General features: G+C 65.8%; 16 protein-coding genes. 7 read left to right on the top strand and 9 right to left on the bottom strand.

Going from position 1 to position 16,666, the window contains the following annotated elements; translation table 11 throughout:
* Nucleotides 1–255: 255 nt before the first annotated feature.
* The 3 genes from ACIBI6_RS19820 to ACIBI6_RS19810 form a co-directional block, all read right to left on the bottom strand.
* Nucleotides 256–1,146 carry a hypothetical protein gene (locus tag ACIBI6_RS19820; RefSeq protein WP_396957286.1) on the bottom strand — a complete coding sequence of 297 codons (891 nt, stop codon included), beginning with the start codon at nucleotides 1,144–1,146 and terminating at the stop codon, nucleotides 256–258.
* Entirely contained in the window at nucleotides 1,146–1,352 is a 207-nt protein-coding gene (locus ACIBI6_RS19815) for a copper ion binding protein (RefSeq protein WP_364341097.1), read from the bottom strand. Before ACIBI6_RS19815 ends, ACIBI6_RS19820 begins: the two co-directional genes overlap by 1 nt.
* Before the next feature lie 243 nt (nucleotides 1,353–1,595).
* Nucleotides 1,596–1,754, bottom strand: coding sequence for a hypothetical protein (locus ACIBI6_RS19810; protein ID WP_396957364.1), 159 nt, complete (start codon nucleotides 1,752–1,754; stop codon nucleotides 1,596–1,598).
* Between the two features lie 216 nt (nucleotides 1,755–1,970).
* Between ACIBI6_RS19810 and ACIBI6_RS19805 the strand changes: the two genes are divergently transcribed.
* On the top strand, nucleotides 1,971–2,906 hold the full coding sequence (locus tag ACIBI6_RS19805; protein ID WP_364341099.1) for a 4-(cytidine 5'-diphospho)-2-C-methyl-D-erythritol kinase: 936 nt from the start codon (nucleotides 1,971–1,973) through the stop codon (nucleotides 2,904–2,906).
* Nucleotides 2,907–2,917: 11 nt separating this feature from the next.
* Here the strand turns inward: ACIBI6_RS19805 and ACIBI6_RS19800 are convergent, their stop codons facing one another.
* Nucleotides 2,918–3,766 (bottom strand): LLM class flavin-dependent oxidoreductase, encoded by an 849-nt coding sequence (locus tag ACIBI6_RS19800; protein ID WP_396957285.1) that lies wholly within the window; start codon nucleotides 3,764–3,766, stop codon nucleotides 2,918–2,920.
* Nucleotides 3,767–4,232: 466 nt separating this feature from the next.
* On the opposite strand from ACIBI6_RS19800, the gene ACIBI6_RS19795 reads away from it, so the two are divergent.
* Complete coding sequence (locus ACIBI6_RS19795) at nucleotides 4,233–6,086, top strand: ABC-F family ATP-binding cassette domain-containing protein (protein WP_364341103.1); 1,854 nt, start codon at nucleotides 4,233–4,235, stop codon at nucleotides 6,084–6,086.
* A 77-nt stretch (nucleotides 6,087–6,163) separates the two neighbouring features.
* Here the strand turns inward: ACIBI6_RS19795 and ACIBI6_RS19790 are convergent, their stop codons facing one another.
* Entirely contained in the window at nucleotides 6,164–7,087 is a 924-nt protein-coding gene (locus ACIBI6_RS19790; RefSeq protein ID WP_364341105.1) for an Abi-alpha family protein, read from the bottom strand.
* Nucleotides 7,084–8,406 carry a hypothetical protein gene (locus tag ACIBI6_RS19785; protein ID WP_364341107.1) on the bottom strand — a complete coding sequence of 441 codons (1,323 nt, stop codon included), beginning with the start codon at nucleotides 8,404–8,406 and terminating at the stop codon, nucleotides 7,084–7,086. The genes ACIBI6_RS19790 and ACIBI6_RS19785 overlap by 4 nt, the downstream gene beginning before the upstream one ends.
* Nucleotides 8,407–8,738: 332 nt before the next feature.
* Here ACIBI6_RS19785 and ACIBI6_RS19780 point away from each other — a divergent pair, with 332 nt between their 5' ends.
* Both ACIBI6_RS19780 and ACIBI6_RS19775 read left to right on the top strand, forming a co-directional pair.
* Complete coding sequence (locus ACIBI6_RS19780; RefSeq protein WP_364341109.1) at nucleotides 8,739–9,617, top strand: DUF4393 domain-containing protein; 879 nt, start codon at nucleotides 8,739–8,741, stop codon at nucleotides 9,615–9,617.
* 100 nt (nucleotides 9,618–9,717) lie between these two features.
* Nucleotides 9,718–10,272 carry a nuclear transport factor 2 family protein gene (locus ACIBI6_RS19775; RefSeq protein WP_364341111.1) on the top strand — a complete coding sequence of 185 codons (555 nt, stop codon included), beginning with the start codon at nucleotides 9,718–9,720 and terminating at the stop codon, nucleotides 10,270–10,272.
* A gap of 66 nt (nucleotides 10,273–10,338) precedes the next feature.
* Here the strand turns inward: ACIBI6_RS19775 and ACIBI6_RS19770 are convergent, their stop codons facing one another.
* Nucleotides 10,339–11,982 carry a peptide chain release factor 3 gene (locus tag ACIBI6_RS19770; protein WP_396957284.1) on the bottom strand — a complete coding sequence of 548 codons (1,644 nt, stop codon included), beginning with the start codon at nucleotides 11,980–11,982 and terminating at the stop codon, nucleotides 10,339–10,341.
* Between the two features lie 302 nt (nucleotides 11,983–12,284).
* Here ACIBI6_RS19770 and ACIBI6_RS19765 point away from each other — a divergent pair, with 302 nt between their 5' ends.
* Both ACIBI6_RS19765 and pth read left to right on the top strand, forming a co-directional pair.
* The gene (locus tag ACIBI6_RS19765) at nucleotides 12,285–12,893 is read left to right on the top strand and encodes a 50S ribosomal protein L25/general stress protein Ctc (RefSeq protein ID WP_364341113.1); all 609 of its coding nucleotides are present in this window, start codon (nucleotides 12,285–12,287) and stop codon (nucleotides 12,891–12,893) included.
* Between the two features lie 24 nt (nucleotides 12,894–12,917).
* Entirely contained in the window at nucleotides 12,918–13,499 is a 582-nt protein-coding gene (gene pth / locus ACIBI6_RS19760) for an aminoacyl-tRNA hydrolase (protein WP_364341115.1), read from the top strand.
* Nucleotides 13,500–13,511: 12 nt separating this feature from the next.
* Here the strand turns inward: pth and ACIBI6_RS19755 are convergent, their stop codons facing one another.
* The gene (locus ACIBI6_RS19755; protein ID WP_364341117.1) at nucleotides 13,512–15,149 is read right to left on the bottom strand and encodes a fatty acyl-AMP ligase; all 1,638 of its coding nucleotides are present in this window, start codon (nucleotides 15,147–15,149) and stop codon (nucleotides 13,512–13,514) included.
* Between the two features lie 123 nt (nucleotides 15,150–15,272).
* A complete protein-coding gene (locus ACIBI6_RS19750; protein WP_364341119.1) occupies nucleotides 15,273–15,953 on the bottom strand; it encodes a lysophospholipid acyltransferase family protein in 681 nt (226 codons plus the stop codon).
* A gap of 113 nt (nucleotides 15,954–16,066) precedes the next feature.
* Here ACIBI6_RS19750 and ACIBI6_RS19745 point away from each other — a divergent pair, with 113 nt between their 5' ends.
* Nucleotides 16,067–16,654, top strand: a complete 588-nt coding sequence (locus ACIBI6_RS19745; protein ID WP_364341121.1) for a TetR-like C-terminal domain-containing protein — start codon at nucleotides 16,067–16,069, stop codon at nucleotides 16,652–16,654.
* The last annotated feature ends 12 nt before the right edge of the window (nucleotides 16,655–16,666 follow it).

Here is a 16,666-nt window from a genome sequence, read left to right as displayed (position 1 = left end):
TAGGGCGGACTGGTCGGTTTCTGTTGCGGATGAGGCGAGATCATGCACCGCGTTATCCATACGGTTCGCTTGCTGCGGCATCGCCGAAGCGAAACAGATTGTGGATAACCAACTTTTGCCTTGTTGGTTGTGAAACCGGATTCATGTGCTGCGGCAATCAATTCATGCGTGTCGTCACACTCTGTGTGTCGAACAGAAAGCGCAGGTCATCGCGCTGAATGCGCAGCTCGGCCACGCGCTGATCGGCGCATACGGTCAGGGGTGACCGCCACCCGAATGGTGTCCACCATCGGATGTGGATGGCGCTGTGGATGATTCGACGCGCGCGGTGAACTCGGCGGTATGCACGACGCCGCCGTGGGAGAAGTCTAGATACAGCCGAAATGTGCCCGCACTCGGGGTCTGGGCATGGAAGCCGACCTCCGGACCCGCTGGGGTGCGACCGATTTCGCCCTGCGGATGGACGTGCAGGTAGGCAAGGTCGTTGGCGCGCAAGACCACTAGATGTGCGTACGCGCCGAGATACGGCTCGAGATCTGTCACCGGCGCGCCGTCGCGGGTAATGGTGAAACGAAGTTCGCCGCCCGCGGTGCTCAGATCGCCCGCCATGTGCACTTGGTATCCGTCCACCGCCGCCATTCGGGATTCGGGCGGGAGTGGTTGCGACTCGGCCGGTCCCGCGACCGCGACGGTGCGACTCAGAACCAGATTGCCGTGCCCCTGCTCGGGGACGAAATCGGCGAAGACGCGGTAGGTGCCCGGCGCTGTCCAATTCCAATCGATTGACCAGATGCCCGTGTCGTCCATGGTCGGATGCACGTGCCGATATCCGGTGGTATCGGAGCGGGCCACGATCAGGTGCAGCTTCTTGTCGTGCTGGGTGGTGAATCGCGTGACCGGAGCGCCATCCGGTCCGGTGATCCGAAAACGCAGGGCCCCGGATCGATTCGGGTCCGCGGGTGCGCTCAGGTCGGTCAGGGCGTAGCCCGATCGCGAATCCGAAAGCCCGGTGTCCCGTTCGGTGTGCGCGCCGGGGTCCGGTGTCGACCCGGTCGGATCGCCCACCAGGGCGCCGATACCGAGCGCGACACCGAACAGTGCGATGAGACCGCCGCCGACCGCGGCGAATCTCAGCCGGGCATGCATCAGACGGCGACCTCGTATCCCGCCTCGTCAACGGCGGCGACGATATCGGCGTCGGCGAGCGGTGCGGTGCTGTCCACTCGGACCGCACCGCTGGCGAGGTCGACGTCCACGCTGGTCACGCCATCGATCTTGCCGATCTCCGTCTTGACCGAGTTGACGCAATGTCCGCAGGTCATCCCCGTGACGGTGTAAGTGCTGGTGGCCATTTCCGACTCCTTCGCTCGCATTCGATCATACGGTGCGGGGGTATCCCCGACGCAAATGAACATACCCCCGGCGGGTATTGGGCGCAAGTGTGAGTTGCCTTTGCCGTTCCGGGATTCCGTTGACTGGTCGCTACGAATGTCCGGATAGTTCCCGGCCCGGTTGTATCAGCCGTGAACGGCGGAAGGCCAACCCTGCATGGCCATTTCGGCACCCCGCTGCCGCCGCGCGCAGGATACGGCGCACTACCGCCTCGGCGGTCGGCTCCTCGCCGAGCGCGCGTGGAATGAAGCTGCCGTAGCGCCGAAGACCTGTATCGCCTCGTTGAACAGCGTCGCCTTATCGCCGAAGGCGGCATACGGACTCGGTGCGCGGATGCCCATCGCCGCAGTCGGATCGCCGATCGAGGTCGCCTCGTAACCACGCTCCCAGAACAGCCGCAGCGCCGTTTCAGCGCGGCGTCGCGATCGAACGAGCGAGGACGTCCCCTGGTCGGTGGATCACCGGACAGCGGATCGATGCCATCGGCGCAGCGCTGTGGTAACCGTCCGACGCGTGGGCGGTGAATGTCTCATCTTGAGCTGAGCAGCTGTCGTACCCACGGGATAGGCTTGAGCACCGTGTTGTCAGTTGTGCCAAGTCCCGTCATCGTGCGCGCGCCGTCCAAGGTGAATCTGCACCTAGGCGTCGGTGATGTGCGCGCGGACGGCTATCACGATCTGACCACGGTGTTCCAAGCCCTCTCGCTCGGCGATGATCTGGAACTCGCACCCGCCGCCTCGTTGACCGTGCGGGTCAGCGGCGAGGGCGCCGACGATGTGCCGACCGACCGCACCAATCTGGTGTGGAAGGCCGCCGTGCGCGTCGCACATCTGGCCGGCCGCGCCCCGCTGGTGGAAATCGCCATCAACAAGGGCATTCCGGTGGCCGGTGGTATGGCGGGCGGCAGTGCGGATGCCGCCGCGGCGCTGGTGGGCCTGAACGAACTCTGGGATGTCGGGCTGACCCGCGACGAATTGTTCGCGGTCGCAACCGAACTCGGCAGCGATGTGCCGTTCGCGCTGCACGGCGGAACGGCGCTCGGTACGGGTCGGGGCGAGCGACTGCTTCCGGTGTTGTCCCGCAATACCTTTCACTGGGTACTGGCGCTGGCCAAGGGTGGATTGTCCACGCCCGCGGTCTTCACCGAACTGGACCGACTACGCGAGGTCGGCAGCCCGCCCCGGCTCGGTGAGCCGCAGGCGTTGATGCAGGCGCTGGCCTCCGGTGACCCGAAACAGCTCGCGCCCCTGCTGGGTAACGATTTGCAGGCAGCCGCGCTTTCGCTGAAGCCGGAGTTGCGGCGGACGTTGCGCGCGGGCGTCGGTGCGGGCGCGCTTGCCGGGCTGGTCTCCGGCTCCGGGCCGACCTGCGCATTCTTATGTGACAGCGAGGACGGCGCGGTGGCGGTCGCGGCCGAGCTCGCGGGTGCTGGTGTGTGCCGCAGCGTGCGCACCGCCAGTGGACCGGTGCCCGGCGCTCGGGTCATCAGTAGCGACACGTCTGGCAAGCGCTGACGTTTCGGTGGTTATGCAATGACGTCGGCGAGGCGGTCGACTTGATCGGCGTCGCGCCCGTAGCAGTAGAGCACGACCTCGTCTGCGCCGAGATCTTCGAATTGGCCGATGGCCGTGCGGATCTCGGCGGGTGTGGTGAGCATGCCGGCGAGCATGAAGTCGGCGCGACCGCTGAATTCGTAGTAGGCGCCCATCGATGCGCGGGCGTCTTCGATCAGGTTGGGCGCGCCGAGCGCGACATTGACCTGGGCGACAATGCGGGGCTCGCCGTCGCGGCCGTGCTCCTTCCACGAGCGGCGGGCGATGTCGAACAGGCCACCGGCCCACGACGGTGCGGCGGCGGCGAGAAAGCCGCCACCCCAACGACCGACGCGATCGATGGCGGCGGGCTGGAAGCCGCCGAAGAGTAGTTCGGGTCCCTCGGGACGCAGCGGCGCGGGACCGATCGGTCCGCAGTCGGTGCTGTACGGCTGGCCGGACCACAGGCGGCGCATGATCGCCAACTGTTCGTCCAGGCGACGGCCGCGCGAGCGCAGCTCGGTGCCGGAGGCGATGTGATCGTCCTCGCGACCGCCGACGCCGAGACCGAGCACCAGGCGGCCGCCGGACATGCGATCGAGGGTGGCGGCCTGCTTGGCGAGCAGCGTCGGCTCACGCAGCGGCGCGATGAGCACCTCGGTCTGCACCTTGATGCGGCTGGTGGCACCGGCGATCATGCCGAGTGCGACCAGGGGTTCGGGATTGTCGTAGACGAGCCGGTCGAGCAGGCCGAGCGTGGAGAACGGACCCGCGTCGGCGCGGTGGGCCCAGTCGAGCAGGGCGGCGGGATCGGAAATGGGCAGACCGAGTCCGACGTGCATGAGAACCTCCAGGTAAGGGGTAGTTGAAACCGTGCCGCCCCACTCACCTCGAACCCGAGGCGGGGCTCCCATTCTGCGGCTATGTCTCAGGAGCGCCGTAACATTGTTCGTAACGAACGCCGTTCGCTGCGCCCAACTCTAAACGAACGGCGTTCGTCACGCAAGTCTCAGTTGTGAGACCAGCCCGCACTCTTTGCCTGAGTAGGCCCTGGACACGGGGCATGAAGCGATGTAGTTACGTGAACGGATGCGGCCCTGACATCCGGCTGCGCACTGCGGTTGTCGAGGTTTAGGCGAGTGCGCTGGTCGCTGATCACGCCGAACATGTCCGCCGGAACGATCAGAACCAGCGCGGGGCGTGGCGCCGGGCCCGGGCGGAGCGTTCGGTGGGCCGACGGTGAGTTCTGCGTGCTCGGTACGCTTGCGCGGGGCGAGTACTCGCCCGGCGCTTGACTCGGAAGGATCCATGTCCAACCTGATCAATCTCGAACAGGTCTCCAAGAGCTTCGGCATCAAACCACTCCTGGACAATGTTTCGCTCGGCATCCACGCGGGCGAGCGAATCGGTGTCGTCGGCCTGAACGGCGGCGGCAAGACCACCCTGTTGGAGGTGCTGACCGGTCTGGAGCCGCCCGACAGCGGCCGGGTGAGCCGGGTCGGCGGGCTGCGCGTGGCGGTGGTCACCCAGCGCGGCGTACTTCCCGTGGGCGCGAGCATCGGATCCGTCGTGCTGGCCGGACTGGCAGATGACGCGATGCCCCCCGGCGCGAGCGACGGGCACGGAGGCGGTAGCTCGCGTGACCCCGGAGGGCCCCGAGATGAATACGGCGTCGCCGAACACGAATGGGCCGCGAATCCGCGCATCCGGTCGGTGATGGCGGGCATCGGCATCGAGGGCCTCGGTCTGGACACTTCGGTCGACAATCTCTCCGGTGGCGAGCGCCGCCGCGTCGCACTGGCCGCCGCGCTGGTTCGCGACCTGGATCTGCTCGTCCTCGACGAGCCGACCAACCATCTCGATGTCGAGGGCGTGCAGTGGCTGGCCCAACATCTGCTCGAGCGCCGCAGCGCCCTGGTGGTCGTGACCCACGATCGCTGGTTCCTCGACACCGTCGCCACCGACACCTGGGAGGTTGTCGGCGGCAAGGTCGAAAGTTATGAAGGCGGTTACGGCGACTGGATTTTCGCCCGCGCCGAGCGCGCGCGGCAGGCCGATGCCTCCGAGGCAAGGCGCGCGAATCTGGCGCGCAAGGAATTGGCCTGGTTGCGCCGCGGCGCGAAAGCCCGCACCTCCAAGCCGCGCTATCGGGTGGAGGCGGCCGAGGCGCTGATCGCCGACGTGCCGCCGCCGCGCGATAGCGTCTCGCTGGCCGCATTCGCGCGAAAGCGCCTCGGCCGCGTCGTCATCGAACTCGAGGATGCCACCCTCACCACCCCGGACGGCCGAGAGCTGGTACGCGACTTGACCTGGCGCCTGGCGCCTGGCGAGCGGGTCGGCCTGGTCGGTGTGAACGGCTCCGGCAAGACGACCCTGCTACGCACGCTGGCCGGCGCCGTCGAACCGGCTGCGGGCAAACGCATTCAGGGCCAGACGGTTCAGATCGGTTGGCTACGCCAGGAACTCGACGACCTACCAACCGATCTTCGGGTGCTGGAGGCAGTGCAGCAAATCGCGCAGCGAATCATGCTGGGCGATAAGGAAACCTCCGCAGGCCAGCTGGCCGAGCGCCTGGGCTTCACCCCGGCTCGTCAGCGCACCCCGGTCGGCGAACTATCCGGTGGCGAGCGACGCAGGCTGCAACTGACCCGAATCCTGATGTCGGAACCGAATGTCCTGCTCCTCGACGAGCCGACCAACGACCTGGACATCGACACCCTGCAACAACTGGAAGACCTGCTCGACAACTGGGCGGGCACCCTGGTCGTGATCAGCCACGACCGTTATCTGATCGAGCGCATCTGCGACTCCACCTGGGCCCTGTTCGGCGACGGAAAGCTCACCAATCTCCCCGGCGGCATCGACGAATATCTGAAGAAGCGCGCGGTATCGAGCTCCGCCGCAACGCGATCCACCGACTCCAAGCCCGCCGAAGCCCCCGCCACCGACTCGGCCGCCTACCGCGCCGCCCGCAAGGAGCTGGCCAAACTAGAGCGCACCATCGACAAACTCACCGAACGCGAGCAACGCCTGCACACTGCCCTCGCCGACGCCGCCACCGATCCGGACAAACTCATCACCCTGGGCGCCGAGCTGAAACAGGTCCTGGCCGAAAAGGAATCCACCGAGCAGCGCTGGCTGGAACTCGCCGACACCGCCTGAACCCCATCGTCGCTAGTCAAATGGTCGTTCCAAACCCCAGCCACAACAACCATTCGACTCGCCTCGACGGCGCTGGCCTAGCTGGTGCCGGAGACGCGGCCGTCCTGGACAACGACCGGCAGGCAGGTTTGGACGAAGTCGGCGCCGAAGCCGGTGAGCGAGATGCTGCGGTAGTAGACCTTGGTGCCGAAACCGGAGCGCTTCAATACTTCTCGGACCGGTGATTGGGCCTCGAGGAGTTGGTAGCGGTTCGGGTTGCCTACCGGCTCCTTGACGAATTCGATCAGGCCGAGGCGGCGCAGATTCGGCAGGTACTGCTGGATCCGGTTGGGGAAGCGCAGCCCCGCGTGCTCACCGATCAGATTGAGCCCGGAGATGATTCGCTCGACACCGATGCCGCGCGGTCGTCCGGCGCGAATATCGATCGAGGGCTGCGGACCGTCGAGGTGCAGGAAGCGCAGAATGCGTGCCTCGTCGGGGGTCAGCTCCTCGAGCATGCGCGCGAAGGCCGGGTGGGTTTCGTGGTGCTCACCCTGCGTGCTCGCCGACAGCCGCAGCAGCGCGGCCCCCTGCTCACGCAAAGTTGGAACGGCATCGGGCGCAGGCTGTTCGGGCGTCGCGGGCAGCCGCAATGCACGCCGCACCGCGTCACGAACCTCGGCCTCCGCCTCGGCGAGCACTTCCCGCGGGGGATTTCCAGCGATACTGCCGCGCACCACGGTGGCCCCGACGCCGAGGGCGGTGTCGATGCCCCACGCGGTCACCTCGGCCGCCGCGCTCACCGCGACCCGGGCTACCCCGGTGGTCGCGCGAACGGTCTTGCGTACCGAGCCGACCTGTCGTTTCTGCTCGACCGCGCCGAGTGGCAACCGCGCGATCTGCGTCGACTGCTCGGATGTCGACGACTCGGAAGTTCTTGGGGTTTCGGCCACTTCGGACTGCTCGGTTCGCTCGGAGCCCTGCCCAGCGGCCCGCAGATCGTCGCCGTCAGCTTCCGTCACAGCCATGTTGTCGCCACTCCCGTTCCGAAGATCAGGATGTGAGCGTATCCGGCGAAGAGCCCCAACACGCCGCCATGCAGAAAAAGGAGCCATTCGTCCTGTTTGATGGCCGCTCGCAGCATATCCACGAAGTCGGGGGGCGATAGTGCCGACATCTGTTTGGCGATGTAGTCGTTGATTTGCCTGCCCTGCTGGACGTTGAAGTCCGGATCCGCGAAGGCGATCGGCGCGATGGTCATCGCCTCGGTGGTCAGCGTCGACTGCAGCGAGTCGTACTCCCGGCTGCCGAGCATGAACTTCACCGCCGGTCGCGCCGGCCCGAGCGCCCGGTCCGCCGCGGGGCGCAGCGTGTCCTCGAGCATCTGCATGGTCCGGTCCGAGCGCGGGCCGTTCAGCAGTTCGTCACCGATATTAGCGACGGTCATCACCTGACTCGAGACCAATTCCGCGTAGCCGTCGGTGATTTCGAGCTGCCGCTTGATCAGCAGGCCCTGCCGCCACGGGCACCACCACTTCGGGTAGGCTGGCGCGAAGATCATATTCAGGCCGATCCAGTTGACCACCCAGCCGATGATGACGCCGCCGACCGGCAGCACCACCAGCGTCGACCAGCCGGTCATATGCAAAACAGCGACCAGCACCACGCCCATCGGCGCGCCGAAGTAGAAACCGAAGTTCTGCATGAAGCGCAGTTCCTTGGCGCCGAGTACCTGGAAAAGGGTGTTGAGCAGATGCGGACGCGCCTGGAAATAACGGATGACCATCTGCTTGACGTCGAGCAGCTGATCGATATTGGCGCCCAATTCCTCGGTCAGCTCGCGCAGGATATCGGGCAGCTGCTGGCGGACCCGCGCGTGAATCATGTCGCGCACCCCGGTCGGCAGGTTGTACCAGAGCTGCGGATGTTCGCGGCGCAGGATTTCTTCGACTATGTCCTTGATCTGCGCGTCGGCGATAGTCGCGAGGTGTTCGGCGAGCTTGTCCGGCTCGAGCTCGCGATAGAAGTCGGCGACGCTGCCGAGTTTCGCCAGACCCTTGTCGACGGCGATGCTCGCCATTTTGTCCGCACGCGATGGCACGATGCCCTGCCAGCCAATTCTGCCGTCGTAGCTCAGCAGCGGCAGCACCTGAATTCGCTTGGGCAGGAATGGAAACAGCGCACGCAATCCAGGTAAACGAATACCGTGGAACGCGACCGGCTTGAACAACATCAGGATGCCGGTCCAGTTTGTGATGTAACCGATGACGCCAGTGAAAAGGGGGATAGTCACTAATTCCAGGAGGACCGTCGGATGCATCCCGAAAACACTCTCCAACACGACACCCTCCTGCCGATATACCGGTGACCGCCGCCTCACCGGCAACCCAAACTAGCACCCAGTCGGCAGACGGACCCTACTGTGCGGTCCAGACGCTGGTCCATCGCGAGTGTCTTGGGCCACAAGCGGATTGTCTGAGACATCAGTCACACTGTGTGTCCAGAATGTCGTAGTGTCAACCAGCGCCGGAGAGAATGACGACCATCACGCGACCGACAGCAGGGGTCGGCGCGTTTGCTGGCCCAATCGGCTCACGGTAAGGCAGACCTGGAAGGCTGGCGGGCAATAATCTGTGGGCGTATTCGTTCACTTGGCAATACATCGGAGAGAACGTGACAGACGACAGGACCGGACAGGACATAGCCCGGGCCGGTTCCCGCTCGGTGGAGCGCAGCTCGGATGTCGAACAGCGGCAGATCAGCAATGAGGCACGGCTGATTCGCGGTGTGTTCCGAGCGGCGGGGCTCGCGGCGGGCACCGTGGTGCGCGGCAGTCAGTGGGCCGTCGAAACGACCTACGAGGTGACCAAGGAGATCACCCAGGCCGCGCTCGACGGTGAATCGTCGGCGGATATCGCCGAGCGCACCGGTAATGCGTTGCGCTCCATCGCGCGCAGCGCGCTCGGCGTCACCGAGGGTTCGGTGCGCGAAATCGTCAGCTACGTACCGACTTCCAACGGTGCGCCGCAGCCGGCCCCGGTCGGCATCGGCGCGCCGTTGCGCTCGGCAAGTAGCGAAGAGTTGCGCCGCCGAGGCGATGCGCTGCTCGCCCGCTCGGCCGATGTCTACTTCACCGAGGACGTGCACCCCGCCTACGATCGCATCCTCGACGAGTTGGCGCCGGACGAGGCGCGCATTCTGCGGTTCATGGCATTGAACGGTCCGCAACCGTTGGTCGATGTGCGCACCAACCGTCCACTCGGCATCGGCTCGGAATTGGTGACCGGTGATCTCACTTCGGTACCGGAACAGGCCGGTGTCCGTTATCCGGATCGCGCCCGCACCTATCTGATCAACCTCAACCGCCTCGGTCTGACCCAGGTTTCCGATGATCCGGTGGTGCTCAGCCGGTACATGGTGCTCGAGGTGCAGCCGGTGGTCGAGGCGGCGCTGAAGAAGGCCGGACGCGCGCCCAAGATCGTGCGCAAGAGTCTGCGGCTGACCGAATTCGGCAGCGACTTCTGCAAGACCTGCTTCACCATCGGGAATTGACTCGCACGGCAGACCGGCGGTTTCGGCTCGAAGTGATAGCAATCTGATACAAATCTCCCAATCTCTGTAGCGCGGCGACTTCGAATGGGATTGTTGAGATATGGACCAGGATGCTGTGTCAGCGATCAGTCGCCTGAAGTTCAGGTACCTACGCACCCTCGACACCAAGTCGTGGGACGAATTCGCGGACACCATGGTCCCGGAGGCGACGGCCACCTACAGCGAATACCTGTCGTTCGAGTCGCGGGATGCGTTCCTGGCGTTCATGCGCAACACCCTGGGTCCGCACGTCATCACCGAGCACCGATGCGACCATCCGGAGATCGATGTCGACGGCGACACCGCCACCGGCACTTGGTATCTCGCCGATACCGTGCTCATACCGGCGCACAATATGCTGCTGCGCGGCGCGGCCTTTTACACCGATCGCTACGTTCGGTGCACGGACGGTCGCTGGCGCATCGCGCATACCGGATATGAGCGCACCTATGAGGTGGTGCTTTCGCTCAGCGATCTGCCGAGCCTGCGGCTGACATCGAGTCGCTGGGGGCTGATCGCGCGGGAGGACGGCATCGCGTCGGTCGAACGCAACCCCGGCGCCGCCGCGCCGCGGCGGGAGTCCGTGCCGGAGGCGGCCGAGCCCGAGGCTGGGTGAGCGCATCGGTCTGAACATCGACTCCGCGGGATTCCGCCGGAATCGGGACAGGAATTTGCGCTGAGGTCAGTCCGCCGTGGCGACCAGAGGCTCGAGCGTGAGCTTTGGATGCTCCTTCTCGATGTACTGCAACCGCCACTTGTCACTGAACAGCGCCAACAGCGCTCCATCGGAACGGGTGAACACCTCGACCCCGCGCTGCCGATCGAGTTCGGTCATCGACTCCGCATCGGTACGCCGGGCCAACGTGTATGGCAGGTGCTCCATATGCGTCTCGACGTTGAACTCGGCGAGCATCCGCGCGGTGACGACCTCGAACTGCATCGGACCGACCGCCGCGAGTACGGGGGAGGCATCACCGCGCGCGTCATTGCGCAAAACCTGCACCACGCCTTCGGAATCGAGCTGGTCGATCGCCTTGCGGAACTGCTTGTACTTACCCGCGCTCTGCGCCCGCAGCACCGCGAAATGCTCCGGCGCGAACGACGGGATCGGCGGGAACTCCACCTTCTTGTCCACGAACAGCGTGTGTCCGGGCGCAAGCGCGGTGGCATTCACGAGGCCGACCACATCACCCGGGTAGGCGGTGTCGACGGTGGAGCGCTCCCGCCCGAAAACGGTGAGCGCGTATTTGGTCGCGAACGGCCGACCGGTCTGGGCGTGCGTGACGACCATCCCGCGCTCGAATTCACCGGAGACGATCCGCATGAACGCGAGCCGATCCCGGTGTGCCGCATCCATTCCGGCCTGCACCTTGAATACCACCGCGCTGAACGGATCGGTGGTGTTGCGCTGCGTGCCGCCGATATCGGCGCGCGAGCCGGGTGCGGGCGCCAGCGCGACCAGGGTCTCCAGCAGTTGTCGCACACCGAAATTCAGCATCGCGGAGGCGTAGATGACCGGGGAGGTCTGCCCGGCCAGGAACATCTCCTGATCGTGGTCCTGCCCGGTGGCCGAGAGCAGTTCGCTCTCCTCGGCGGCGGTCGTCCACGCTTCACCCTCGCGCGCCTCGGCCGATTCCGGAGCGATCGATTCCTCCGGCGCGATGGTCGCGCCACCAGCGGTCCGGGTGAAGTGGATGTATTCGACGGCCGCACCCTCTGGGCCGCGACGCAGCAGTCCGCGGAAGTCACCGGCGATGCCGACCGGCAGGAACAGCGGTGTCGGGATGAGGCCGATCCGCTCGCTGATCTCATCCAGCAGTTCCAGCGGCGCGCGGCCCGGACGGTCCCATTTGTTGATCACGGTGATGACCGGGATGCCGCGATGGCGACACACCTGGAACAGCTTCAGTGTCTGCGGCTCCAGGCCCTTGGCGGCGTCGATGAGCATGACCGCGGCGTCGACGGCGGTGAGCACGCGATAGGTGTCCTCGGAGAAATCCGAGTGGCCGGGGGTGTCGACCAGGTTGATGACGTTGTCGATATCCGTGCCCGCGGCACGGTAGTTGAATTGCAGCGCGGTCGAACTCACCGAGATTCCGCGCGCCTTCTCCATTTCCATCCAGTCCGACACGGTGGACTTGCGTCCGGCCTTACCGTGGATGGCGCCGGCCTCGGAGATCATTCTGGCGTGCAACGCCAGCGCCTCGGTGAGCGTTGACTTGCCCGCGTCGGGGTGGGAGATCACCGCGAATGTGCGTCGCCGGGCGACCTCGGCGGGCAACCCACGCGGGGCGGGCGTGACGACACCCTCAGTGGAGGCGGTCAACTGCAACAACCTTTCAGACGGCCGATCGGCAACCGCTCCAGCGTACGCGACCGGGGTGACGGTGAGCCGGCCAGTCCGACCACCCGATTCAGCTGGACATAAACACTTGCGCTATGGTGTTCGGGTTGTCTCGGCGAGGGTGACCGCAGACGTAATGCGTTCACCGTGATCGACGCGGCTCGGCTCTCGGCCGTCCTCGTTCGGTCTTCGCCCGACGAGTAGACCAACCATTTGCCAGGGGGGATAACAGTCCCTGGCGCACTGTTGACAGCCCGGAAGAGCCGTAGGGAGTAGATCCAGTCATGTCCGACGCCAACCTTCTCGAAGCCGCCGTCCGCACGGAGTTCGGCAAGGGTGCCGCCCGCCGTACCCGTCGCGCGGGTAACGTTCCCGCCGTGCTGTACGGCCACGCCGCCGACCCGCAGCACCTCTCGCTCAACGCCCAGGCCTTCGCCGCCATCCTGCGCGAGCACGGCACCAATGCGGTGCTGAACCTCGTCATCGACGGCAAGAAGCAGCTCGCGCTGACCAAATCCGTTGTGGTGCACCCGATTCGCCGTTACATCGAGCACGCCGACCTGCTGATCGTCAAGCGCGGCGAGAAGGTCACCGCGGATGTGAACATCTCGCTGATCGGCGAGGCCGCCGCGGCCACCCTGGTCACCCAGGACGTCACCACGCTGTCCATCGAGGCCGACGCGCTGAACATCCCGGAATCCATCGAGGTCTCGATCGAGGGCGTCGAGGCGGGCACCCAGATCACCGCGGGCGAGATCGAGCTGCCGAAGGGTGTCACCCTGGCCGGTGACCCGGAGGCCCTGATCGTCAACATCATCGCGGCCCCGGCTTCCGCGCAGGAGACCGAAGAGGCCGCCGCGGCCGCCGCCGCGGAGTCCGAGAGCGCCGAGTAAGAACTCCCCGGCTCGGTTATCCGAATGACCGAATCCTCGACCGGGCCCGCGCTCGTGGTCGGACTTGGCAACCCAGGTCCCGAGTACGAGCGCACCCGGCACAATATCGGCTTTCTGGTCGCCGACGTGCTCGCGCAGCGCGTCGGCGGCCGTTTTGCTGTGCACAAGAAGTCCGGTGCGGATCTGTTGCAGGCGCGGCTGGACGGGCGTCAGGTATTGATCGCCAAGCCGCGCTCGTTCATGAATCTGTCCGGGCGTCCGGTCGCGGCGCTGGCGAAATTCTTCTCGGTGCCGCCGACCGAGGTGATCGTCGTGCACGACGAATTGGATCTGCCGTTCGGTCAGGTCCGGCTCAAGCGCGGCGGCGGTGAGGGCGGGCACAACGGATTGCGTTCGGTCTCCAGTGCCCTGACCACCAAGGAATATCTGCGCACCCGCATCGGCATCGGCCGTCCGCCGGGTCGCCAGGACCCGGCGGACTATGTGCTCAAACCGTTTTCGTCGGTGGAGCGCAAGGAAGTGCCGGTGCTCGTCGAACAGGCCGCGGACGCGGTCGAACTGCTACTGCGCGTGGGGCTCGAACCGGCCCAGAACCAATTGCACTAGTGCTACCGCGGTTCATCGCAGATGGATCGCGGTGGCGGAGCGGCGCAGCTTGCCCGAGGAGGTTTTGGGCAGGGCGCCGGGGCCGAGGACCGCGACGGTGCGGGGGCGGGCGCCGACCTCGGAGAACACCGCATGCACGATTTCACGTTCGATGCGCTTGACCTCGTCGGCATTCTGGTGGTCGTTGCTTTCCACCACGACGGCGAAGCTTTCGCGTTTCTCGCCCGCGTCCAAGCGAACCGCGACGGCATTGCCGGGACGCACACCCCTTACGCGCATGGCGGCACGCTCGATATCGGTCGGATAGATATTGCGCCCGCCCATGATGATGACGTCCTTGATCCGGCCGCACACCACGATCAGACCCTCATCGGTGAAGTAGCCGATATCGCCGGTGTCGAGCCAGCCGTCCGCATCCTGCGCCGGACGGAAGCCGTTGACCGTGACATAGCCGGAAGTGACGGCGGGACCGCGGAGTTCGATCACGCCGACCGAACGGGTCGGCAGCGGCTGGCGCTCGGCATCGACGACCCGCCCCTCGAGATTGTCGACCAGATAGCCGAGCGTGGGCATGCGGCGGATATTGCCGTGGTGTTCGTGGGCGGGCACGGCCTTGCCAAGCGCCTCCAGCAGATCGCCATCGATGACGTCGAGGACCTGCCCGTGTCCGGGATCCGGAACCGATACGGCCAGTGTGGTTTCGGCCATGCCGTAGACGGGGGTGAGTGCCATCGGATTGAGCCGGAAGCGTTCGCCGGCCGCGGCGAGTGCCTCCATGGTGTCCGGATCGACGGGTTCGGCACCGTTCCACATATAGCGCACGCTGCTGAGATCGTAGGCGCCGTCCTCGGCCTGCTTGAGCCGGCGGGCCAGCAGCGAGTACGCGAAATTCGGTGCGGCCGTGACGGTGCCGCGGTATTTGTCGATCAGCTCGGCCCACAGCAGTGGACGCATCAGGAAGTCGATCGGCGTCACACAGACCACCTCGGCCCCGAATTGCATGGGAACGCTGAGGAATCCGACCATCCCCATATCGTGGAACAGCGGCAGCCAGCTGATCATCACATCCTCGTCGAGCTGGAACTTCACCCGATCGAACATGGCGTAGGCGTTGACGTAGAAGTTCCCGTGCGTGATCCGCACGGCCTTCGGCGATCCGGTCGAACCGGAGGTCAACTGCTGCAATGCGGTATCGGTCTCGACGGTCGGCACCGGATCGGTCTCCGCGCCATCGCGTAGCTGATCGATGCGCACCACGGTGATGCCGCGCTCGCGCAGCAGCGGTTCGGCGGCCTCGAAGGGCGCGCCGAGTACCACCGCGCGCGCGTCGATCATCGACAGCACGGTCTCGGTATCGCGCGCCCACACCACCAGATCCGTGCGCGGTGTCGGCTGATGCAACATGGTGATCGACGCGCCGCGCATCCAGATCGCCTGACAGGCCGGTGCGATATCGACCGGCATCCCGGCCAGCACGCCGACGGCGTCACCGTGTCCGATGCCGGCTTCGGCGAGTCCGCCCGCCATACGTCGTGCGATTCGATGGATCTCACCCCAGGTCTGCCGAAATGGCGCGTTTGGCTCCCCGGTCACCAATCCGCGATCCGAGATTTGTGCCGTTGCGTACATCTCGTCGGTGAACCTGCTCAAAGTCCAACTCCCTTGTCACCCCGATGCGGTAGCCGGACATGGGTGACCGGCCTGCTCCCCAACTATCCCGCCAATTCGTCCCCGCGTTAACCATTCCGAGGACATGCCCGTGTCGCGGTGGCGTTATGGGCGATTCGAGAAAGTTGCCGCGTAGCGATCGACGTAGTGCCGGCCGGATCGGGCGGCCAATTCCCGCATCAGTTCGTCGGTCGCGGCGCGAACCTGACACGTGTCCGGTGCCGGGTGGGTCGGGGTGGGCTGCGGGTAGTAGCGCGGCGCGCCGAAGCTGATGTGCACCTTGCCGAAGCGCGGCAGCCGGCGGCCGCGCGGATTCACCTTGTCGGTGCCCGAGAGTGTCGCCGGGATGACCGGAGCGCCGGTGGCCATGGCGACGCGTAGTGCGCCGGTGCGGCCGCGGTAGATGCGGCCGTCGGGGGAGCGGGTGCCCTCCGGATGGATGGCCCAGACGTCACCGGATTCCAGGATCCTGGTGGCGGCGGCCAGTGCGTCCGCGGCGGCGGTGCCGCCGGTGCGGTTCACCGGGACCTGACCCGCGACGGTGAAGAACCAGCGCTTGAACCGGCCTTTGAATCCGGTCCCGGTGAAGTACTCCTGCTTGGCCAGGAAGGTGACCCGGCGCGGCAGGGCCAGCGCGAGATACATCGAGTCGAGCATCGCGAGATGGTTGGCCGCGATGATCACCGGTCCGGTGCGGGGTACGTGCCGCAGTCCTTCCACTTCGGGGCGGCCGAGCAGCCGCAGCAGCGGACCGAGCAGAACGTGCTTGAACAACCGGTACCACACATGAGCCTCCGAGAAAGTTGCCGTAGACAATGTCTACCAAAGAGCGTAGACATTGTCTACGGTTGTTGGTAGAGAACGGTTACTTATGTGACGCAGTCGGGAAGGAGTGATCGATGAGCGCCGTAGACAATGTCTCCATGGTTGGAAGTGAGCCGTTGCGGGAACGATTGGTCGGCGCCGGGGTCGACATGCTCGAAGAGGTCGGCGCGGCCCAGTTGGGTCTGCGTGCGATCACCCGTGCGGCCGGGGTTTCCCACGGTGCGCCGCGCAGGCACTTTCCGACGCACCGCGCGCTCCTGGCCGCCATCGCGGCGCGCGGTTTCGCCGATCTCATCGAGCGATTCGCCAAGGTGGAGGTAGGCGCGAGCACGCCGAGGGAACAACTGGAACGGATGGCCGCCGAGTACGTCGAATTCGCCGGCGAGCGCCCGGAAATGTTCACGCTCATGTTTCGCCACGACCTACTCGAGGGCTCCGGCGAGAACCTCCGCGGGATCACTCTGCCGTTGTTCGAGCGCTTCGCGACGCTGGTTCGCGAGGCCGCCCCGGCATCGGACAGCCCAGAAAAGCGCGCGATCGCTCTGTGGACCAGCCTGCACGGCATCGCCGCCCTCCAGGCCAACCGCAGTTTGCGCCTAGTGGCCCCCACCGCCAACGCTCCGGCCCTCGCAACGCACGCAATCGACCTACACATCAGTTGACCGCGCACGACC

It is taken from the genome of Nocardia sp. NPDC050412, assembly GCF_044458825.1.
In the GTDB taxonomy this organism is placed as follows: Bacteria; Actinomycetota; Actinomycetes; order Mycobacteriales; family Mycobacteriaceae; genus Nocardia.
Note: the sequence above shows the minus strand (reverse complement) of the source record. Positions and strands in the feature narration are given on the sequence as shown.